This window comes from Tatumella saanichensis, from assembly GCF_000439375.1.
GTDB lineage: Bacteria > Pseudomonadota > Gammaproteobacteria > Enterobacterales > Enterobacteriaceae > Tatumella > Tatumella saanichensis.
The window spans coordinates 1-21010 of the sequence record NZ_ATMI01000025.1; the positions used below are offsets into that span (position 1 = coordinate 1).

A 21010-nucleotide genomic window follows, 5' to 3' on the forward strand; every position below is an offset into this window, starting at 1 on the left:
GGCGGTTATAGACACTCAAAAACTCATTGGTTACCTGATAGCGCTGGCTGTGGTCGAGATAGATACCATCTCCTTTGTTCTCTAGCGGATCACCGCCGGTAACCACATTGACGATCAACCGCCCAGAAGAGAGGCGATCCAAGGTGGCCGTCATGCGTGCTGCCAGTGAAGGTGGCTGTAAGCCCGGACGTACCGCCACCAGAAAGCGTAATTTACGGGTCAGCGGTGCAAGCGCCGAGGCCACCAGCCAAGAGTCCTCGCAACTTTTACCGGTGGGGATCAGTACGCCATAGTAGCCAAGATTTTCTGCCGCCAGCGCAATTTGCTGCAGATAAGGGAGATCGACCGCTCGGCCGCCTTTCTGGGTGCCGAGATAACGGCCATCACCATGGGTCGGTAAAAACCAGAAAATTTTCAGTGATTCTGTCGATGATCCGCTCATATCTTATTTCCTATATAACGTTATACGAAATTTTTCGTTAGCAATATTTCATTCAGATATAAACCAATAGCAGGGATCATGCCAACCTAAAATAAATTTATTATCATTTAAAAACAATAAGTTGCATTAGAATCCACTGCGCGAGAATTGTTGCCTTTACAACAGTTCCGATCTGCATGCTGTCGCAAACGCGACAACCCTCCCCGATTGTCTCTCGTCAAGGTGAGCACTGACGGGTATGGTGAAGTCTGACCTTGTTGCCCGCGGAACACTGCCATGAATACCGATATTGCCGAACTGATTGACCCGGCCTCACAGGCCCTGACACAGATCCTTGATCGTCTAGCCCCCGCGGATGCCACGGTACTGATCTGTGGGGAGACAGGCAGCGGTAAAGAGGTCGTGGCCCGTTACCTGCATCAGCACAGTCCACGCCGAGATCGCCCCTTTCTGGCGGTGAACTGTGGCGCGCTTAGTGAGCAGCTGGCGGAGTCAGAACTGTTTGGCTATGAGAAAGGCGCATTTACCGGTGCCAGCCAGCGTCATACCGGTTGGTTTGAAGCTGCGGAAGGCGGCACGTTGTTACTCGATGAGGTCGGTGAACTCAGCTTAGCGTTACAGGTGAAATTACTGAGGGTGCTGCAAGAGCGCGAAATTACCCGTGTGGGTTCTCGCCAGCCAGTAAAAATCAATGTCCGGGTCATTGCCGCAACTCATGTAGATTTAACCACGGCCATCGCCGAACGGCGTTTTCGTGAAGATCTCTACTATCGTTTGAATGTGGCCTCGGTCAGCCTGCCGCCACTGCGGCAGCGTCCGCAGGATATTCCACAACTGGCTGATCATTTCCTCAGCCGCTACAGCCAACAACTGAACCGTCCTGGGATACGTCTTAGTGAGCAGGCACTGGAAAAACTGTGCCGCCATCCGTGGCCAGGTAATGTTCGCGAACTGGAAAATGTGCTGTATAACACCCTACTGATGACCACAGGTCCGCGAATAGAAGCGGATGACCTCTCTATAAAGGCACGGCAACCACTCACTGCCGAGGAAACTGCCGCCACACCAGCGCAACACCTGCAACAGCTCATCAGTGTTGCGCTGCAAAATGGTACGCCGGACCTGTATCAGCAGGTCACCGATACCTTAGTCCGCCAAGCACTGACGCTGGCGGGGAACAATCAGTCGCAAGCGGCTGCCCTACTGGGGATCAGCCGTCATACCCTGCGCACCCACTTGGCCAGGCTCGGGGTGATCCGTCCACGGCGCAATCCGACACCTGGTCTGGCCATTCAGCCACAGACGCAGCCGGTGATCCGTATCGGTTATCAGCGCTTCGGTAATCTGGCGGTGGTCAAAGCAAGGCAGTCGCTGGAGCAACTGTTTAGTGCCCAAGGGGTAAGTCTGCGCTGGAGCGAATTTCCCGCTGGGCCGCAGATGTTACTGGCCCTAAATAACGGCGATATTGATTTCGGCTCTACCGGTGAAGTGCCGCCGCTGTTTTCTCAGGCTGGCAGTGATCAGGCGATGTATGTTGGCTGGCAGCCTGCGGCACCGCAGAGTGTGGCACTGCTGGTGCCGCAACATAGCGCGATCCACACGCCAGCGGATCTGCAGGGCAAGCGTATTGCCGTGAATAAGGGTTCCAATGTGCACTATTTGCTGTTGCAACTGCTCGACGAGACCGGTTTAACCGCCGCGGATGTAGAGGTGATTTACACCACGCCAGGGTTTCCGCTGTCTCCCAGTGACCAGCAGGCCGCTGATGCTTGGATGATGTGGGACCCAATACTCAGTGAGGCCGAATGCAGCGGCCAGTATCGGGTGATCGCCAATGGTCAGGGACGCGTAGATAATCACCACTTCTATCTAGCGGGAAGAGAGTTTGTGCGCCGCCAACCGCAATGGCTGACATTACTACTGGCGGAACTCAAGCGTGCTGGTGAGTGGATAGAAGCCCATCCTGAAGAGAGCGTACAGCTGCTTTCTGGGGAGCATGGACTTTCTTGCCATACCCTACGTCAGGCACTGAGCCGCCACTGCCACCAGGTGTTTAGTATGGATAACGGGATCATCCGTCAGCAACAGGTGATCGCCGATCGCTTCTATGCCCTCGGCTTATTACCGCGAGCGGTACGGATCCGTGATGCGGTTTGGTGCCGCGATAAAACGCATTAGTTAATGATTTTATTCTATTAAGTCCAGCGGAATTGTTTTGCTATGGTGTCCTGAAACCGATTAGTCGCTCTTATTATTCAGGAAAAGTAATGAAAAAAACACTTCCCGCGCTGTTCTCTGCTTTACTGCTGCCGCTGCTGGTACAGTCCGCTTTCGCGGAAGCACCACCCAAAGTGGTCAATATCGGTTTTCAGAAAGGCAATATCTTCGCCCTGCTGAAGTATCAGGGAGAACTAGATAAAGATTTCAAACAGAAGGGGATCACTGTCAACTGGGTGGGCTTTACCGCAGGTCCGCAGATGCTGGAAGGACTGAATGTCGGCAGTATTGATCTAGCCGCCACCGGTGATGCCCCGCCTGCCATTGCTCAGGCGGCGCAAACCGACCTGGTCTATCTGGCCCATTCCCCGGCTAATCCGCTGTCTGAAGCCATTGTGGTACCACAGAACTCCACCATTAAAAGCGTGGCAGATCTGAAAGGTAAGCGTGTGGCGCTGAATAAAGGATCGGACGTTAACTATCTGCTGATTGCCGCCCTCAACAAAGCAGGACTAAGCTATAAAGATATCAAGCCGGTCTACCTGACCCCAGGGGATGCCCGTGCGGCCTTCCAGACCGGTACCATTGATGCCTGGGCGATCTGGGACCCGTACTTAGCGGAAGTCGAAACCGATGCCCATGCCCGTGAAGTGACTAATGCCAAAGGGATTGTGCCGCATTACACCTTCTTCCTGTCCAGCCGTAAGTTTGCAGAAACCTATCCACAAACCGCTAAAGATCTGATCACTGAACTGCAAAGTACTAGCCGCTGGGCCAACGAGCATCCGCAGCAAACTGCCGAGATCTTGGCAAAATCCACAGGTCTCGGGGTCAACATTTGGCAGACCACCCTGGCCCGTCAGACCTATGGAGCAGAACGCATGACCCCTGCGGTGTTTGCCGAACAGCAGGTGCTGGCGGATACCTTGACCAAAGCCGGATTATTGCCGGTACCGGTTACCGTAAACAGCGCTACCTGGTCGCTGGATAAACAGTGATCCACCTCTGCCCCGTGAAGCGATGACGGGGCATCGTCTTACCAATCCCTACTCCTCACCCTGCCGCCCTGTCGCTGCACTCCATTTCGATTGACCGTCAGCAGTCACCCGCACTATCAGCGCTGTGAGAAATTGTATCGGTGATGAAAGTCTGCAAGGCAGACCATTAACAAGGAGAGACGATAACACCCAGCCTGACCGGCTGGGCGTTATTGGGGCTATTGACCGCTCAGTACCCTGGCCGGGTCAATATGGCTGGCGCGGCGGGCCGGATACCAACTGGCGAGTAACGTCAGAATAATGGCAGTGATCAATACCGACCAGACATCCAGCCAGTGCAGTTCAGAAGGCAAGAAATCGATAAAGTAAATATCACCGGATAGGAAGTGGTGACCCGTCAGTTTTTCCAGTGCGCGGATAATTGCGGTCAAGTTGAGGGCACCGAACACCCCCACCACAACACCGGCGATACTGCCCGCCAGTCCTGCCAGCAGACCGTAGCAGATAAACACAGAGCGGATCAGACCGTTACCGGCACCCAAGGTGCGCAACACCGCAATATCACTGCTTTTGTCTTTTACCGCCATTACCAATGTAGAGACGATATTAAAGCAGGCAACGCCGATAACCAGGATCATCGCTAAGTACATGATGGCACGGATCATCTGGATATCATGGTACATATAGCCATAGGTACTGATCCAGTTACGAATGTAAACGTAACTGTGAGTCGTTTCCCCTGCTGCTCGCACCAGACTGACCGCCTTAAACGGATCTTTCATTTTCAGGGCGATACCGGTCACACTATCCCCCATCTCCAGATAACGCTGGGCATCCGCCAACGGCACCAGCGCCAGGCTGTGATCGAGCATACCGCTGAGCTGTAGGATCCCTTCCACCTGCAGGCGAATACGCTTTGGCTGTAACAACCGGTTATCGCCGTCATTATTAGGGATCATCACCGTGATCCAGTCGCCGGTTTTTACCGACAAAGCTTTGGCAATACCGCCCCCCAGGATGATCTGCTGCTGCCCGGCATGGAATCCGGCCCAGCGGTTATCCTGTACAAACTGAGGCAATGAACTCAGCCGTGGCTCCTGTGCGGGGTCTACCCCTTTAACCGTCAGTGCCTGCAATTTACTGGCACTCTCCACAAGTCCAGTAAAATTGATATATCCCGCCGCCGCGGCAATCCCTGGCACCTGTTCGATAGGTCCCAGCATTTGCTGCCACTGAGTAAAAGGCTGATGGACCGGCTCAATTTCCCCGTGTGGTACCACACTGAGGATACGTTCGTTTAATTGCTTCTCGAACCCGTTCATCGCACTAAGACCGATGATCAGCACCGCCACACCCAGGGCGATACCAACCGTCGAAATCACTGAGATCAGGGAGACCATTCCGCCGCGGCGGCGGCCGCGGCTAAAACGGAATGCCAGTAACAGGGGTAACGGAACACGCATCACAACGCTCCTGTCAGGCTGACATCCGTCGTTAACTGACCATCACGCATTTCCATCTGCCGGTTAAGACGTTTCGCCAGTTGCAGATCGTGGGTCACCACCAAAAAGGCAGTACCTTGGGTCTGATTCAGTTCTCCAAGCAGACGGAAAATCGCATCCGCATTGCGCGCATCCAGGTTACCGGTAGGTTCATCTGCCATCACCAAGCTCGGACGGTTGACTAGGGCACGGGCAATGGCGACACGCTGGCGCTCTCCCCCTGACAGTTCAGAAGGACGGTGACTGGCACGGGCTGCCAGACCCACGGCTTCGAGCATCTCGGTGGCCCGTTGAAAGGCTTCCCTGCTGTTTTTCTTACCAATCAGTAACGGCATCGCCACGTTCTCTAGTGCCGAGAAATCCGGCAACAGGTGGTGAAACTGATAAATAAAGCCCAGTTCACGGTTACGCAGTTCCGCTTTGGCCGCCGCTGACATCTGATTCAGCGACTGACCTTTAAACAACACTTCCCCAGAAGTCGGCGAATCCAAACCGCCCAGTAAGTGCAACAGGGTACTTTTCCCCGAACCGGAACTGCCGACAATCGCCGTCATCTCCCCAGGATGCAGGCTGAAGGAGACATTTTTCAGCACATCGGTATGGACGCTGCCTTCCTGATAACGTTTGCAGAGCTGGCTGCATTCCAGTAATAACGGATTATTCATAACGTAATGCCTCAGCAGGTTGAACGGCGGCCGCGCGCCATGCAGGGTAAAGAGTAGCCAGTAAGGCCACAATCATGGCCGTCAGGCCGATAGTCACCACCTGCAACGGATCGATGTCCACCGGCAGTTGTGCGCCATCAAGGAACAGGCCAATCACCGGCAGCAGATTATTCAGCTGACTGGAAAGCAGCACGCCACCTAGCGATCCTAATAGAGCTCCAGCAATACCGGCACTCGCCCCTTGTACCATAAATACGACGGTCACCTGTGCCCGGGTCAGACCCTGAGTTTGCAAAATGGCAACTTCTGACTGTTTTTCCATAATCAGCAGGCCCAAAGAGGTAATGATATTAAAGGCCGCTACCGCAACAATCAGGCTCAGCAACAACCCCATCATATTTTTTTCCATGCGCACAGCTTGGAACAGATCTCCTTTGCGTTCACGCCAGTCTTTCCATTGCAAGCCAGGAGCAAGCGTCTGCTGAGAAAGGGAATCTACATCTAAAGGATGGTCCAGCCATAACCGCCAGCCGGTAATATTACCCTGCGGATAATGCATTACCCGTGAAGCATCTTGTTGGTTCACCAAGATCTGGTAACTGTCGACTTCGCTGTTAGCCGCATAGGTACCCGCTACGGTGAATATACGCTCACTCGGTACCCGCCCCATCGGCGTAAACTGACTGACTGATGGCACCATCAATCTCAGGGTATCGCCGCTCTGAACTCCTAGCTGACTGGCTAACGCTTCCCCGAGGATCACTCGGTAACTCCCCGGCTGCAGGGCATTGGCAGAACCGGTGACCAGATAAGGCAGCAGCGGGTCTTTTTCTCCTGGGTTGATGCCGAGCATCACTCCTACCGAGACACTGTGGGCGCTTTGTAGCACTACATCAGCGGTAGTCAGCGGCGCGACGCGCGAGACACCTTGTAGATGCAGGCTGTCCGCGGGGATCTGCTGAGGATTGATACTGCCGCTGTCGCTGGTGACCACTGCTTGAGGCATCAGTCCGAGGATATTGCCCTCTAACTGATGTTCAAACCCGTTCATCACCGACAACACAGTGACCATCGCCAATACCCCCAAGGTGATGCCGATAGCCGATAACCATGAGACAAACCGGCCGAACCGGTCAGATGCGCGTCCGCGCATATAGCGCAGACCAATAAACAAAGCTACGGGTTGATACATGAAATCCGTCCCAGACGGTTGCCTGAAATTCAGTATCAGGATGATAAAGGAGCACGGCAGATTAAGAAACCCTGAGGCCCTGATTGCGAGGTAAAGTTATCTGATAAAAGCCTTTTACTGATTGAAAGGGTCGTGATTGGTGATTTTTCCACCAATGCTGGCGGCAAAATCTACGCGTTACTGAACCGGCTACGCTGTGCCACAGATAAATGTGCGGTGAAAGATGATCCTCATCACTTTCTGTGGAATCATAGGGTTCTGCAAACCCGGAGAGAATGATTAGCCCTTATGTCCGATACGACAAGTTATTCCCTGCCAGTGAAGGCCGGCGATCATCGTCAGCTGGGCCAACTGACAGGTGCAGCCTTGGCGGCTGAGTGTGCCGATATTGCCACCCGTCATGGCGGCCCCGTATTATTGGTCACCCATGATATGCAATCAGCCCTGCAACTGCAGGGAGAAATCAGTCAGTTTACCTCTCTGCCGGTCAATACGTTACCGGACTGGGAGACCCTGCCTTACGACAGTTTCTCCCCTCATCAGGATATTATTTCCGCCCGTCTGTCGACGCTGTATCAGCTCCCCAACCTGACGCAGGGTATCTTGATCCTGCCGGTAAATACCCTGATGCAACGCGTCTGCCCACACAGTTTTCTACAGGGGCATGCGCTGGTGATGACCCGCGGGCAAAAACTCTCGCGAGACCTGTTGCGTGAACAGTTAGATCAGGCCGGTTACCGCCACGTCGACCAAGTGATGGAGCATGGGGAATTTGCTATCCGTGGCGCCCTGCTAGACCTGTTCCCAATGGGCAGCGATCAGCCCTATCGTATCGACTTTTTCGATGATGAAATCGATAGCCTGCGGGTGTTTGATACCGACAGTCAGCGGACCCTCGAAGAAGTCGAGGCCATTAATCTGCTACCGGCCCACGAGTTCCCGACCGATAAAGCTTCAATTGAGCTATTCCGCAGTCAGTGGCGTGAACATTTTGATGTGCTGCGTGAACCGGGGCATATCTATCAACAGGTCAGTAAAGGGACCCTACCGGTCGGCATCGAGTATTGGCAGCCGCTATTTTTTGTCGATCCTTTGCTGCCGCTGTTCGACTACCTGCCTGCCGGTACCTTGATTGTCAGTTGCGGTGAATTACTGCCCGCCAGCGAGCGTTTCTGGCAAGATACCCAGCAACGCTTTGAAAACCGTCGTGTCGATCCACTGCGTCCGTTACTGGCTCCCGCAGAATTATGGTTGCCACCGGAATCACTGATGACCGTCTTAAAACACTGGCCAGTGATGCGCCTGTCGGTCGACGAAGTCAGTGATAAAGCGGCCAATACCAACTTAGATTACCGACCGCTGCCGGATATCAGCCTACAGACCCAAGCCAAGAACCCGCTGGAACCGCTGCGTAAATTTACCGAATCCTTTGGCGGGGCGATTGTGTTTTCGGTAGAGAGCCAAGGCCGCCGAGAACGCATCCAAGAGCAGTTAAGCAAAATTAAAATTCGCCCTACCGAAATCCAGTCCCTCAGTCAGGCTGATACCGCGGGTTACTACTTGATGATCGGTCCGGCGGAGCATGGCTTTATCGATACCCGCCGCCAGCGTGCGCTGATTTGTGAAACTGACTTACTGGGTGAACGGGTGGTCCGGCGTAAGCAGGATGCCCGCAAGACCATAAATCCCGATGTGCTGATCCGCAACCTTGCCGAGCTGCATCCAGGCCAGCCGGTGGTGCATCTGGAGCATGGCGTTGGCCGTTACGCAGGCATGACCACACTGGAGACTGGCGGCGTCAAAGGTGAATACCTGATGCTGAAATATGCCAATGATGCCAGCTTGTATGTGCCGGTCTCTTCGCTGCATCTGATCAGCCGCTATGCCGGAGGTGCCGACGATAATGCGCCGCTGCATAAACTGGGTAGCGACAGTTGGAGCCGGGCCCGCCAAAAAGCTGCCGAAAAGGTGCGCGATGTGGCCGCCGAACTGTTGGATATCTATGCCCAGCGAGCGGCTAAAACCGGTTTTGCCTTCCGCCACGATCGCGAGATGTATCAGAAGTTTTGTGAAGGTTTCCCTTACGAAACCACCAGCGATCAGGCGCAGGCGATCAACGCGGTTCTCAGTGATATGTGTCAACCGCTGGCGATGGACCGACTGGTGTGTGGTGATGTCGGCTTTGGTAAAACCGAAGTGGCGATGCGTGCCGCGTTCTTAGCAGTGGAAAATAACAAACAGGTGGCGGTGCTGGTACCGACTACCCTATTGGCCCAGCAGCACTATGACAACTTCCGCGACCGCTTCGCGGACTGGCCAGTGCGAATTGAAATGCTGTCACGTTTCAGAACCACCAAAGAGCAGAATGACGTCCTGAAGCAGGCCAGCGAAGGGAAAATCGATATTCTGATCGGTACCCATAAGCTGCTGATGAGCGACTTGAAATGGCATGACCTTGGGTTATTGATCGTCGACGAAGAGCACCGCTTCGGGGTGCGCCATAAAGAGCGTATCAAGGCGATGCGTGCGGATGTGGATATCCTGACCCTGACCGCCACGCCTATCCCGCGAACCCTGAATATGGCGATGAGCGGCATGCGCGATCTGTCGATTATTGCCACCCCACCGGCGCGGCGCTTAGCAGTGAAAACCTTTGTTCGCGAATACGATGATTTGGTGGTGCGCGAGGCGATCCTCCGTGAAGTATTGCGCGGTGGTCAGGTCTATTACCTGTACAACGACGTGGAGAATATCAATAAAGCGGCGGAACGGCTGGCGGCACTGGTGCCGGAGGCTCGGGTGGGCATTGGCCACGGTCAGATGCGTGAACGGGAACTGGAACGGGTAATGAATGATTTTCACCACCAGCGGTTCAATGTGTTGGTGTGTACCACCATTATCGAAACCGGTATCGATATCCCTAGTGCCAACACCATTATTATCGAACGGGCAGATCATTTTGGTCTAGCGCAGTTGCACCAGTTGCGCGGCCGAGTTGGCCGTTCTCATCACCAAGCCTATGCTTGGCTGCTGACACCGCATCCAAAAGCGATGACCACCGATGCCAAAAAGCGTCTGGAAGCCATCGCCTCCTTGGAAGATCTCGGTGCCGGTTTTGCCCTCGCCACCCATGACTTGGAAATCCGCGGTGCCGGTGAATTACTGGGTGATGAACAGAGCGGCCAGATGGAAACGCTGGGCTTTACCCTATATATGGAGTTACTGGAGAACGCTGTCGAGTCGTTGAAAGCCGGTCGCGAGCCATCGTTGGAAGATTTAACTAGCCAGCAGACCGATGTCGAGTTACGTATGCCAGCGCTGCTGCCGGAAGAGTTTATCCCAGACGTCAATACTCGACTGTCGTTCTACAAACGGATCGCCAGCGCGGAGACCGACGCAGAGCTGCAGGAACTGAAAGTCGAACTGATTGACCGTTTTGGACTGTTGCCAGATGCTGCCCGTAACTTGCTAGATGTGGCGCTGTTACGACAGCAGGCTCGCAGCTTAGGGATCCGTAAAATCGAGGCCAGTGATAAAGGCGGCTATATTGAGTTTGCCGATAATAATCCTGTGGACCCAGGTTGGCTGATCAGTCTGCTGCAGAGCGACCCCCAACACTGGAAGCTGGAAGGTCCGGTACGGCTACGCTTCATTCGTGATTTACAAGAGCGCAAACTGCGCATGAACTGGGTAACTGAACTGCTCGACGAAATGCAAAAGCATCGTCTGTAAGGGTTACTGAAACAAAAAACACCGGCTGAGCTGGTGTTTTTTATTTTCATCAAGGGTTAGCTGCGGACGCTATCGAGGATTAACTGACCGTTATTGTCCAGCGGGATACGGTTACCGGGCTGTTTATCCATACGGATCTTGCCCTGCTGATCACCGATGCGGTAAGTGACATCATACCCGAGGGTCTTTTCCTGACGGTCATACACGGTACGACACTGCTGACGGGTGGTGGTGTAGGTATCACGGTTCTGTAATCCGGCCTGCGCTTGGTTACCGGCATATCCCCCTGCCACAGCACCCGCAACGGTTGCCAATGTCCGTCCGTGTCCACCGCCAAACTGATGACCTAATACTCCCCCCGCTACCGCACCCAATAATGATCCGGCAACCCGATTTTCATCTTCTATGGCACGACGATGGACCACAGTCAAATCTCGGCACACCTGCCGTGGATTTTTCGTCACATCACGGATCGGCGTGGCAGAAACGACCTGCGCGTACTCCGGTGAACGGTTGAACATATTGATCCCAGCCACCGCAGCAATACCGGTCGCTGCCACTACTCCAATACCTATACCTGCAATCAGCGATTTATTCACAGGGACCTCCTGAAACTTTTTATGTTGCTATACAGCCGGCCTAACTTAACACCCAGAGGCAAAACGGTTCTGTACTTGATAGCAAGGAGTCTCGCAAAACAGGGAGAAAGGCTCTATCAGACAAATGGAAGAAAAGCGGGGAGTGACGAAGTAGTCACGTTTTTTGGGAGGCTTCCTAAACTGACTCCCGGCGAGGCTGCCGGGAATCAGGGGATGGGATCAGTGCAGTTTTAGCTTAGGACGGATCACTCGGTTGATACTGCCGGAAAGCATCATCAGACCGGTTTTGAAATAGCCGTGCAGAGCAATCTGGTGCATACGGTACAGGGAGATATATACCATCCGCGCCAGTTTACCTTCCACCATCATCGAACCGCGCATCAGGTTCCCCATCAGGCTGCCAACGGTGGTAAAGCGAGATAAGGACACTAGCGAGCCGTAGTCTTTGTAGACATAAGGCTTCTCTGCTTTGCCCTTACGGCGGGCGATAATATTCGCCAGCACCCGCGAAGCCATCTGGTGCGCAGATTGGGCACGCGGTGGCACAAAGCCCCCTTCTGGCAGCGCACAGGATGCACAGTCACCGATAGCGTAGATGTTTTCATCACGGGTAGTCTGCAATTCCGGCGTCACCACCAGTTGATTAATGCGGTTAGTCTCCAGGCCGCCAATCTCTTTCATAAAGTCCGGCGCTTTAATACCCGCGGCCCAAACCATCAGATCAGCATGGATTTTGTCGCCAGATTTGGTTTGCAGACCATCTTCATCGGCACTGGTGACCATCGTCTGGGTCAGTACCTTCACGCCGAGCTTTTTCAATTCCAGTTCAGCGGCTGCAGAGATACGCGGTGGCAGCGCTGGCAGAATACGCTCGCCGGCTTCCACCAGAGTCACATTCAGGGCTTCACTGCCTAATTCTTTATAACCATAGGCATTCAGTTCTTTAACCGCATTATAGAGTTCAGCGGAAAGTTCCACCCCGGTCGCCCCGCCGCCGACAATAGCGATATTCACTTTTTTATCCGGACGGGTTTCAGCACTGTATTTCAGGAACAGGTTGAGCATCTGGTTGTGGAAACGCTGTGCCTGATGCGGGTTATCGAGGAAGATACAGTGATCTTTAACACCCGGGGTACCGAAATCATTCGAGGTACTGCCCAGGGCCATCACCAGCGTGTCGTAAGGCAGATCACGCTCGTCCACCAGCACCTGCCCTTTTTCATCACGGATCTCTGCGAGACGGATGGTTTTCCCTTGGCGGTCGATATCCGTCAAGGTCCCGAGGCGGAAAGTGAAGTGATGATGGTGTGCCTGGGCCAGGTAGCTCAGGGCATCGATACCTTCGTCCATAGAGCCTGCTGCGATTTCATGCAGCAGCGGTTTCCATAAGTGGGTCTGGTTACGGTCAACCAGCGTTATTTCAGCTTTCTTATGTCGCCCGAGTTTATTCCCCAGCTGCGTCGCCAGTTCCAGCCCTCCGGCACCCCCACCGACAATGACGATTTTTTGTACAGAAGTAGTCAACCAAACCCCCCGAAAATATGTCCTGAAGTCAGTCTTAGGTTGCAATAACCTTAGCTAACATAGAGTTAAATCCTTCGATAATATGCTGATTTCAGCATAACACGAGCGGGTTAGCTGTTCCTATTAAAATGATCATTAGGAAAGCTTCACAAAAAGTGAGGAAGTTTGGCGACGCTCAGCCAGCGGATAAAGAGTAATTATTCTTCAGATAAGGGAGTGAGATATGACAATAAATATCATCATTATCAGCGGGTTCCGGCCCATATTCACGGGCCGGTAGCCGTATTAGCGGGCGTTTTTGTGGTCTAACCAGCGTTGCTGCAAGGCATCCAGTTGCTGGTGGTTCTGTTTCCAGCGAGTATGTGCCTGAAGTGCCTGAAAATCCGTGTTTCCACGGTGGTAAAGGCGGGTCAGTCGTGGTGCTGTGGCATGTGGCAGGTTATCAACAATGTCAATCACCCCCTGACGATGGTTACACGCCAAGATCACATCACAGCCCGCCTGCAAGGATTGACGAGCACGCTCGGTGTAGGTGCCCATCACGGCGGCGCCCTCCATCGACAGGTCATCAGAGAAAATCACCCCATCAAAGCCCAACTCTTGGCGTAATACTGTTTTTAACCAATAAGGGGAACCCGATGCGGGCTGCGGATCCAGGGCCGGATAGATAACATGGGCGGGCATTACCGCGTCCAGTTTTTGGTCACGGATCAGATGGCTGAAGACGGCCATATCGCGGTTGCGCAGAGTGTCGGCATCACGGTGGTCCACCGGGGTTTCTTTGTGAGAATCCGCCTGCACCGCCCCATGGCCGGGGAAGTGTTTGCCAGTGGTTTTCATGCCCGCTTCGTTCATTCCGGCCATAAACTGTTCTGCGACCCGCAGGGCAATTTCTGGTTGCTCATGGAAAGCGCGATCGCCGATGGCTGCACTGATATGGCCGATATCCAGTACTGGGGCAAAGCTGATATCAATGTCCATCGCGGTCATTTCCGCAGCCATCTGCCAACCTGCTTCTCTGGCCAACTCCCCTGCCTGATGCATGTCTTCTGCCAAGACGGCAAAGGCCTGCATAGCGGGTAGACGGGTGAAGCCGTCACGGAAGCGCTGCACCCTGCCTCCCTCTTGATCCACAGCAATGACCAGTCGGCGTGATGAGCTGGCACGGATTTGTCGTACCAGTTCACGCAACTGGGCGGGATCATGATAGTTACGGGAGAACAAGATCAAGCCGCCGGTTAACGGATGCTGTAGCAGTTCGCGATCTTCGCCATCCAGTTCATATCCCGCCACATCTAACATCAGCGGACCAGGGAGAGAGGTTGTCATAATACTATTCCTGTCGGTACTTAACGGTATTGAGGTTAAAAAGTCAGAGTCTTCCAACTGTCGCGGGCCAATTCGCACAATTGCGGGTCAGCGCTCTGTTCAGCCCTAAGCTGATACCAGCTGGCCGCCAGTAATTGCAGCCAGGGCTGCCAGCGGCGCACCTGCTGGCTCAGACGCGCTGGGGCAATGCCACTGAGTTGCGCGTAATGTTCCAGCCAGCGTTCCTGATGTTCAGGGTCGTTGAGGGTCAAGGCCGCGAGGTCGAGGGCAATATCGCCGTCCGCCGCATATTCCCAATCGATCAGACTGATACCTTGTTCGGTATGGATCAGGTTACCGGCATGAAGATCCATATGTAGCGGTACCAGTCGCAGGGGCCGTGGCTCTCCGTGACGGCGTAACCGCTGCCAATAACGGAAACCGCGATAATTCCGCTGCTGGCATTGTTGCCAGTAGCGCTCGAGCAACACGCTGATGGATATCCGGTAGCCGGTCAGTGGCAGCCGATGCAGTCGCCATAGCGCCGCACTGACCTGACGATAGTCCGCGGATAATCGTTGCGGGCTGTAAATCTCACCCGGCTGCCAAGGAACGATCAGCCACTGTCGGTTAGCAGCCAAAGGACGCGGGATCAGGCCATAGCGAGCCAGTTTTTTGAGGATCCGGTACTCCCGCTGCCGGTCGACAAACGGTAGATCTGGCTGCGGACGGCTACGAGCCACCCATACCCTGTCTGGAAAGGTGATTTTTACAGAGTTACCGCTCAATCCTGGCAACGATAAAAAACGACCGGCAGACGCGTCTGCCGGTCGGAGGTGCTGAACTAACTGCTGTAAGGCAGGATCAGAATGCGGCGTTGCCACTGCCGCTCCAGACGATTTCACCGGTCTGCACCAGCATTAGCTCCATCTGAATTTTCGGAGATTTGGCGTCACCACGGGCAGTGCTGTACAGCACATACTGCGCATTAAGATTATGCGCCAGACCGATAGCCTTACTGCGCGAATTCAGGCTGTCGTTCGGGGATAGGCCGAGGGCCGCTTTCGCCTGGTTCAGCTGTTCATTAGTCACCAGCGTAAACTTACTATTGCTCTGCAAGGCTTGCGAGATAGCCACATCGGCATCACCGCTCTGTACCGAGCCATTGGTGCTGTTCTTCAGGCGATCCACCAGCAGTACACTGCCCGGAGTGATCCCCTGGGTGTTCATCATACGGTTGACCAGCGGCTGGATAGTGGTTTGCCAGTTAATGGAAGTCAGCTTCGGTGGCTGCGGGATGTCCTGCGGCTGCGGCTGGGTAATTTGCGGCGGCGTTGGCAAGGTTTGAGACGGTGGTGGCGTCTGAATCGGTGCTGGCTGAGCCGGTTGCGCAGGTTCTACCGGGGCAGGTTTTTGTGATTGGTTCATCACACAGCCCGACAGAATACAGGCGAACACTACGGGTGTACTGAATTTTAAGCTGCGAATCACTTGAAAATCCTCAGAGATAAAGGGATACACGTACCTGGCTGGCACTCAAGTCTCCTGACCAGGAATCCGCCTGACGGTTTTGATGTGCTGGCACCACCAGGGTTTGAGCCGGTTGCTCAGGGTAAATTTCCAGCCCCTGACGGTTATACCAAAAATAACGATAGTGCAGGGTGAGCGGTACGTCACGATCATTATAGAGGATCACGCTGGCTTTTTTGTTCATGCCATCGCTGCTAACAGACGGACCATCGGCGGTGATCCCGGCTGACAGAACATCGGCCTCCATGACCAACGGCTGTGAGATGGTGATCTCAGGACGGTGGCTACTGCATGCGTTCAGCATCAGCAATGTCGGCAGTGCGATTAACCATGAACGCATAGCGACTCTCCGGATAATTAACGGGATAACATCGGCCCCAGCGGACGACCACCCACTAGATGCATATGGATATGGTAGACTTCCTGACCGCCATGACGGTTACAGTTGATGATCAGACGATAGCCGTCTTCATCGATACCTTCCTGCTTAGCCAGTTTTGCCGCCACCGTGACCATACGCCCTAAGGCCGCTTCATGGGCTGTGTCGGTGTCATTCACCGTTGGGATCAGCACATTGGGGATAATAAGGATATGGGACGGAGCTTGGGGAGAAATATCACGAAACGCCGTGACCAGATCATCCTGATAAAGGATGTCAGCCGGAATTTCACGGCGGATAATTTTACTGAAAATCGTTTCTTCGGCCATAGAGGTTTTCCTGATTATCTGACCCCGCGTTACACAAAAATTCCTGATTTGCATAGCCGTTACGCAGGTAATGATAAGGTGAGTCAGTGTCTGACTCTACCTTATTATTCGGGGACGATGCCATAAAAATTTGGTCGTCTACAATGTCCTAGAGCATTCAGCCCTGTAGACGCTCTGCTGGAACATGGAACAACCGAGCGAAGTTTTCGGTAGTGTGCTGTGCCAGGGTCGCGGTATCAACGCCTTTTAACACCGCCAAATACTCCGCCACATCACGGGTAAAGGCAGGTTGGTTCTGTTTGCCACGGTGCGGGACCGGGGCAAGATAAGGCGAATCGGTTTCCACCAGTATACGGTCTAGCGGGACATAGCGGGCCGCTTCACGCAGCTGTTCTGCATTGCGGAAAGTGACTATCCCAGAAAAAGAGATATAAAAACCCATATCCAGCAATTTCTCGGCGGTCGCTTTGTCTTCGGTAAAGCAGTGCAGCACACCGCCGCACTGCTCGACCTGCTCTTCTTTAAGCAAGGCCAAGGTATCTTCACGGGCATCACGAGTATGGACAATCACCGGCTTATTTAATTGACGCCCGACACGAATATGATGGCGGAAGGATTCCTGTTGTTGCTGCTGCGCGGCAGACTCTTTCTCATAGAAGTAATCCAACCCGGTCTCACCGAGGGCAATCACTTGCGGGTCCGCCGCCAGTTCCAGCAGACGCTGCGGGTCACAGGGCTGTTCCATATTCAGAGGATGGACACCGCAGGACAGCGCCACTTGGGGGTGACCAGCAACAAACTGCTTCAGGCTGCAGTAGCCATCGAGGGTGGTGGCCACCCCAAGCATAAAACGGACATCGCGCTCGGCGGCCTTCTGCAGGACATCATCCAGATCGCGGTGATCTTTTTCATAATCCAGACAATCTAAATGACAATGTGAATCGACTAAAAACATATTCTACTCTCTGATCTTTTCGTTATAGCGGGACCTGAGGGGTCAGGCACTGATGTTCCCAGTCCAGTAAGGCCCCGGTAATGATAAGTTCGTGGTTTATCGCCGGTGTATCGAGGATTTGCTGTCGGCACTGCATCCACAACGCCAAGCTGTGATGCAATGCGGTCAACGGCAGCGCCGCTGTCAGCTGTTCAATCAGCTGTGGTTGATCACAGTTGGTCAACCATTGGCTGTTCTGCTGATGAACTTTGACACCATCCAGTAACAGGGTCATCAGCCAGTGGATACGCACAGCTGCATCGTCCTGCTGCAACAGTGGCAGTAAGGTCATGCAATCGCCCGCTAACGCCTGTGACAGGGCCTGACACAGCTCGTGACGGCGAACCAGTTGCGGCTCACTGTCCAATAATGTCAACGCAGCACCCGGCGCCCCACCAGACAGTCTCAACGCGGTGAGGGCCAAGTTAGGATCCTGTGCGCTGCGACTAGCCAGCCATTGCAGGCTCTGTGCTTCCGGTGGCACGTTAAGGTGCAGCGTCATACAGCGACTGCGTAAGGTAGCGGGCAAAACCGAAGGTTGATGGCTGCTGAGGAAGAACCAGCAATTACTCGGCGGCTCTTCCTGAGTTTTCAGCAGCGCATTGGCCGCAGCTTCAGTCAGTTGTTCCGCCTGGGGGATATGCACCACTTTCGCCCCACCCTGCTGGGCAAAGTGATAGAGTTTATCGGTCACTTGACGGATAGCATCCACCCCCAGCGAAAGTTTGCCTTTTTCGGCAGTCAGGCTGTACCAATCAGGATGGTTATGCGCTTGCATCAACTGACAGCCGTGGCACTGACCACAGCTTTTTAGCCCCAACGGCGAGGTACACATCAACCAGCGGGAGACACCCCAGACCAGCGCATCATCTCCCATCCCTGGCAAAGACTGGATCAGCAACGCGTGATGACCCTTTCCGCCCTGATGCTGGGTGACAATCTGTTTATATGCGGCATTCAGCCACGGGTACCATTGCATCAGCAGTTTTCCGCCAGCCAGTGGGTTAAGGTGTCAGTTAATGCGGTGGCAACCTGTTGTGGGGTACCGTTGGCATCCACTGTCAGGATTGTCGGATCGCTGGCCGCAATTTCAAGGTAGCGAGCGCGGGTGCGGTGGAAAAAGTCCAGCGACTCTTGCTCAATACGGTCTAAGGCACCGCGACTGCGGGCGCGCTGTAAGCCGGTCTCCGGTAACACATCCAGATAGAGTGTCAGATCAGGAGTGAAATCCCCCAACACCGTTTGTCGCAGACTGTCCATCAGTTGGCGATCCAGACCACGTCCACCACCTTGATAGGCCTGGGAGGAGAGATCATGACGGTCACCAATCACCCAGGCTCCGTGAGCCAGGGCCGGTTTAATGACTGTATTTACCAACTGCACCCGCGCGGCGTACAGCATCAACAGTTCCGCTTCATCAGTCACCTGCTCCCCATCAATGCCGTCTTTGATCAGGGTACGCAGTTTTTCCGCCAACGGTGTGCCACCCGGCTCACGGGTAAACACCATATCTTGGATACCCTGCTGTTTCAGGACATCAATCAGTACCTGCTGTGCGGTGGTTTTGCCAGCACCTTCCAAGCCTTCAATCACTATAAATTTATTTTTCATCTGTGGCGTTCTTTTCCTATGGCTTCGACGGCGTGACAGAAGGGTTACTGCCCCCCTGGCTGTCTGCCGCAGGGACGTTATCATGACCTGCAGAAGAAGTTAATGGTGTAGAGGCCGACGGTTTCTCGGACGCGGCACTGGCCTGGCGTTGCTCTTCAATTTTACGCCACACCTGCACTGCCCGGTTGTGGCTGGCAAGGTTAGTGGTAAAAGTATGTCCGCCGTTGCCATTGGCCACAAAGTAGAGGTAGTCGCTGGTCTGCGGATGGGCGGCAGCCAATAGCGAGGCTTTGCTCGGAATGGCAATCGGGCCCGGTGGCAGGCCGGGGATCACATAGGTATTGTAGGCAGTGGGGGTGTCCAGATCCTTACGGGTCAATGTGCCGTTATAGGCGGCTCCCAGTCCGTAAATGACGGTCGGATCGGTCTGTAACTTCATGCCCTTGCGCAGACGGTTGATAAATACCGAGGCGATTTCCCCGCGCTCTTCACCAATGGCGGTTTCTTTCTCGATAAGCGAGGCCATGGTCAGTAACTGATTTTTATCGGTATAGGGCAGGTTTAGCGCCCGCTGTTGCCACACTTCATCCACCAGTTTCACCATCCGCTGATGGGCCTGACGCAGTAGCGACAGATCACTCATATCGGCAGTATAGAGGTAAGTGTCTGGGTAAAACCAGCCTTCGGTATCGTTAGGATCTAGCTTCAATGCAGCCGCCACCGTTGCCAGTTGATCATCCTTCAGCTCATGGCGCAGATAAGGCGCATCACGCAGGCTTTTTAACCATTCGGTCAGATGCTGACCTTCGATAAAGCGCATCGGGAACTGGGCCACTTTACCACTGGCCAGCAGTTCCAGTAATTGGCGGACGGTCATTCCTGGTTCCAGGCGATAGGTACCGGCCTTGAAACGGGCCAACTGGGGTTCGATTTTCAATAGCCAGCCAAACCACGGGCTGTCCTGCATAATATGCTGCTGTTCAAGTTCAGCTTCCAGGACCACTCTGCCACTGCCTGCTGGCAGGGTGTAATAGGTTTGCTGTGAAATAAGTAACGGGCTGTCGGCAAACTGTTTGGTTTTCCACAGTCCGCCAGCCAGCAGTGCGCCGGCAATGATCACTAATCCCGCTGTCAGTTTACATTTTTTCTGCATTTTTAACCTGATGTCGTACAGTGTCTGATCAGTTGTTGTGTCAGTTCGCCGCAAGGGAAACTGCTGTCATCAATGGCGGTGACCGGTATCACCGGCATTAACGCATTACAGATAAAGACCTCGTCAGCACTCAGTAATTCCTGGTGCCCAGCAAAAACCTGGCGGCAAGGATACCCCCATTCTGCCAGCAGTCGAATCAGATAGCGCCGCATTGTACCGTCCACCCCGGCTTCATCGACCCGCGGAGTCAGCCATTGCTCACCCTTTCGCCAGAAAATATTGGCGCTACAGCATTCGACCACCCGTTGCTGATGATCCAACACTAGCGCTTCATCGGCACCCTTATCGTCGATAAAACGGCGGATCAGCACCTGCTCCAGTCGGTTCAAGTGTTTGATACCCGCCAACGCCGGATTGACCCCCAGCATGATTGGACAAGTCAGCAAGCGGATCCCCTCGACACGTAAGCGATCGTAGTGTGCCGGATAACCGGCAGTTGAAACAATCCGCAGCGGCTGATCACACCCCTCGGTGCTGTAGCCACGGCCACCGCTTCCCCGGCTGATGACCACTTTCAGTACCGCCCGTTGCTGACCAGTCGCTACCGCTGCCATCTCCTCTGCCAACACGGCCCACTTATCAAAGGCAATAGCCAGTCGCTGACAGCCTTCCTGTAAACGTTGCAGGTGGGCTTCTGGACGGATCACCTTACCCTGCACAATCTGAGCGGTGGTGAAGCAGCCATCACCAAACTGCAGACCACGGTCGCTGGCGTCAACCTGTAATGTCGGTTGTCCGTTGATCAGTTTCATTTGCACCTCACAGGATCAGGGCT

The 21010-nt window shown here is 54.0% G+C and carries 19 protein-coding genes; 3 read left to right on the top strand and 16 right to left on the bottom strand.

Annotated features, from left to right (window positions below; all coding sequences use genetic code 11):
* Positions 1-442: LLM class flavin-dependent oxidoreductase (locus DW47_RS0108455; RefSeq protein WP_029685962.1), on the bottom strand; the 442-nt coding region annotated here is incomplete at its 3' end.
* Between the two features lie 276 nt (positions 443-718).
* On the opposite strand from DW47_RS0108455, the gene DW47_RS0108460 reads away from it, so the two are divergent.
* Both DW47_RS0108460 and DW47_RS0108465 read left to right on the top strand, forming a co-directional pair.
* Positions 719-2620 (top strand): aliphatic sulfonate ABC transporter substrate-binding protein, encoded by a 1902-nt coding sequence (locus DW47_RS0108460; protein WP_029685963.1) that lies wholly within the window; start codon positions 719-721, stop codon positions 2618-2620.
* A gap of 89 nt (positions 2621-2709) precedes the next feature.
* Positions 2710-3657, top strand: coding sequence for an aliphatic sulfonate ABC transporter substrate-binding protein (locus DW47_RS0108465; RefSeq protein ID WP_029685964.1), 948 nt, complete (start codon positions 2710-2712; stop codon positions 3655-3657).
* A 218-nt stretch (positions 3658-3875) separates the two neighbouring features.
* Here DW47_RS0108465 and lolE read toward each other — a convergent pair whose 3' ends face one another.
* The 3 genes from lolE to lolC are packed head-to-tail and all read right to left on the bottom strand — an operon-like array spanning position 3876 to position 7016.
* Positions 3876-5120: a lipoprotein-releasing ABC transporter permease subunit LolE gene (lolE, locus tag DW47_RS0108470; protein ID WP_029685965.1), complete on the bottom strand. Its 1245-nt coding sequence runs from the start codon at positions 5118-5120 to the stop codon at positions 3876-3878.
* Complete coding sequence (gene lolD / locus DW47_RS0108475) at positions 5120-5824, bottom strand: lipoprotein-releasing ABC transporter ATP-binding protein LolD (RefSeq protein ID WP_029685966.1); 705 nt, start codon at positions 5822-5824, stop codon at positions 5120-5122. Before lolD ends, lolE begins: the two co-directional genes overlap by 1 nt.
* On the bottom strand, positions 5817-7016 hold the full coding sequence (gene lolC / locus DW47_RS0108480) for a lipoprotein-releasing ABC transporter permease subunit LolC (RefSeq protein WP_029685967.1): 1200 nt from the start codon (positions 7014-7016) through the stop codon (positions 5817-5819). Before lolC ends, lolD begins: the two co-directional genes overlap by 8 nt.
* 288 nt (positions 7017-7304) lie before the next feature.
* Here lolC and mfd point away from each other — a divergent pair, with 288 nt between their 5' ends.
* Positions 7305-10748 (top strand): transcription-repair coupling factor, encoded by a 3444-nt coding sequence (mfd, locus tag DW47_RS0108485; RefSeq protein WP_029685968.1) that lies wholly within the window; start codon positions 7305-7307, stop codon positions 10746-10748.
* Between the two features lie 56 nt (positions 10749-10804).
* Here the strand turns inward: mfd and DW47_RS0108490 are convergent, their stop codons facing one another.
* The 12 genes from DW47_RS0108490 to pabC form a co-directional block, all read right to left on the bottom strand.
* Entirely contained in the window at positions 10805-11347 is a 543-nt protein-coding gene (locus DW47_RS0108490) for a glycine zipper 2TM domain-containing protein (RefSeq protein WP_029685969.1), read from the bottom strand.
* A 219-nt stretch (positions 11348-11566) separates the two neighbouring features.
* Entirely contained in the window at positions 11567-12871 is a 1305-nt protein-coding gene (locus DW47_RS0108500; protein ID WP_029685971.1) for an NAD(P)/FAD-dependent oxidoreductase, read from the bottom strand.
* A 285-nt stretch (positions 12872-13156) separates the two neighbouring features.
* On the bottom strand, positions 13157-14200 hold the full coding sequence (gene nagZ, locus DW47_RS0108505) for a beta-N-acetylhexosaminidase (RefSeq protein ID WP_029685972.1): 1044 nt from the start codon (positions 14198-14200) through the stop codon (positions 13157-13159).
* Positions 14201-14235: 35 nt separating this feature from the next.
* Positions 14236-15063 (bottom strand): thiamine kinase, encoded by an 828-nt coding sequence (thiK, locus tag DW47_RS0108510; RefSeq protein WP_241430711.1) that lies wholly within the window; start codon positions 15061-15063, stop codon positions 14236-14238.
* Complete coding sequence (lpoB, locus tag DW47_RS0108515; RefSeq protein ID WP_029685974.1) at positions 15044-15670, bottom strand: penicillin-binding protein activator LpoB; 627 nt, start codon at positions 15668-15670, stop codon at positions 15044-15046. The genes thiK and lpoB overlap by 20 nt, the downstream gene beginning before the upstream one ends.
* 10 nt (positions 15671-15680) lie before the next feature.
* A complete protein-coding gene (locus DW47_RS0108520) occupies positions 15681-16049 on the bottom strand; it encodes a YcfL family putative periplasmic lipoprotein (RefSeq protein ID WP_029685975.1) in 369 nt (122 codons plus the stop codon).
* Positions 16050-16066: 17 nt separating this feature from the next.
* A complete protein-coding gene (hinT, locus tag DW47_RS0108525; protein WP_029685976.1) occupies positions 16067-16417 on the bottom strand; it encodes a purine nucleoside phosphoramidase in 351 nt (116 codons plus the stop codon).
* Between the two features lie 157 nt (positions 16418-16574).
* Positions 16575-17372 carry a metal-dependent hydrolase gene (locus tag DW47_RS0108530; protein ID WP_029685977.1) on the bottom strand — a complete coding sequence of 266 codons (798 nt, stop codon included), beginning with the start codon at positions 17370-17372 and terminating at the stop codon, positions 16575-16577.
* A 22-nt stretch (positions 17373-17394) separates the two neighbouring features.
* On the bottom strand, positions 17395-18390 hold the full coding sequence (locus DW47_RS0108535) for a DNA polymerase III subunit delta' C-terminal domain-containing protein (RefSeq protein WP_029685978.1): 996 nt from the start codon (positions 18388-18390) through the stop codon (positions 17395-17397).
* Entirely contained in the window at positions 18390-19022 is a 633-nt protein-coding gene (gene tmk, locus DW47_RS0108540) for a dTMP kinase (RefSeq protein WP_029685979.1), read from the bottom strand. Before tmk ends, DW47_RS0108535 begins: the two co-directional genes overlap by 1 nt.
* 16 nt (positions 19023-19038) lie before the next feature.
* Positions 19039-20175 carry an endolytic transglycosylase MltG gene (gene mltG / locus DW47_RS0108545; RefSeq protein ID WP_071846629.1) on the bottom strand — a complete coding sequence of 379 codons (1137 nt, stop codon included), beginning with the start codon at positions 20173-20175 and terminating at the stop codon, positions 19039-19041.
* A gap of 2 nt (positions 20176-20177) precedes the next feature.
* Entirely contained in the window at positions 20178-20987 is an 810-nt protein-coding gene (gene pabC, locus DW47_RS0108550) for an aminodeoxychorismate lyase (RefSeq protein WP_029685981.1), read from the bottom strand.
* Between the last annotated feature and the right edge of the window lie 23 nt (positions 20988-21010).

What these genes read in the sequence shown, in the direction of transcription:
- DW47_RS0108460 (WP_029685963.1), top strand. Translation starts at nt 719, where the DNA reads ATGAATACCGATATTGCCGAACTGATTGACCCGGCCTCACAGGCCCTG.
- DW47_RS0108465 (WP_029685964.1), top strand. Translation starts at nt 2,710, where the DNA reads ATGAAAAAAACACTTCCCGCGCTGTTCTCTGCTTTACTGCTGCCGCTG.
- lolE (WP_029685965.1), bottom strand. Translation starts at nt 5,120, where the DNA reads ATGCGTGTTCCGTTACCCCTGTTACTGGCATTCCGTTTTAGCCGCGGC.
- lolD (WP_029685966.1), bottom strand. Translation starts at nt 5,824, where the DNA reads ATGAATAATCCGTTATTACTGGAATGCAGCCAGCTCTGCAAACGTTAT.
- lolC (WP_029685967.1), bottom strand. Translation starts at nt 7,016, where the DNA reads ATGTATCAACCCGTAGCTTTGTTTATTGGTCTGCGCTATATGCGCGGA.
- mfd (WP_029685968.1), top strand. Translation starts at nt 7,305, where the DNA reads ATGTCCGATACGACAAGTTATTCCCTGCCAGTGAAGGCCGGCGATCAT.
- nagZ (WP_029685972.1), bottom strand. Translation starts at nt 14,200, where the DNA reads ATGACAACCTCTCTCCCTGGTCCGCTGATGTTAGATGTGGCGGGATAT.
- DW47_RS0108520 (WP_029685975.1), bottom strand. Translation starts at nt 16,049, where the DNA reads ATGCGTTCATGGTTAATCGCACTGCCGACATTGCTGATGCTGAACGCA.
- hinT (WP_029685976.1), bottom strand. Translation starts at nt 16,417, where the DNA reads ATGGCCGAAGAAACGATTTTCAGTAAAATTATCCGCCGTGAAATTCCG.
- DW47_RS0108530 (WP_029685977.1), bottom strand. Translation starts at nt 17,372, where the DNA reads ATGTTTTTAGTCGATTCACATTGTCATTTAGATTGTCTGGATTATGAA.
- DW47_RS0108535 (WP_029685978.1), bottom strand. Translation starts at nt 18,390, where the DNA reads ATGCAATGGTACCCGTGGCTGAATGCCGCATATAAACAGATTGTCACC.
- tmk (WP_029685979.1), bottom strand. Translation starts at nt 19,022, where the DNA reads ATGAAAAATAAATTTATAGTGATTGAAGGCTTGGAAGGTGCTGGCAAA.
- mltG (WP_071846629.1), bottom strand. Translation starts at nt 20,175, where the DNA reads ATGCAGAAAAAATGTAAACTGACAGCGGGATTAGTGATCATTGCCGGC.
- pabC (WP_029685981.1), bottom strand. Translation starts at nt 20,987, where the DNA reads ATGAAACTGATCAACGGACAACCGACATTACAGGTTGACGCCAGCGAC.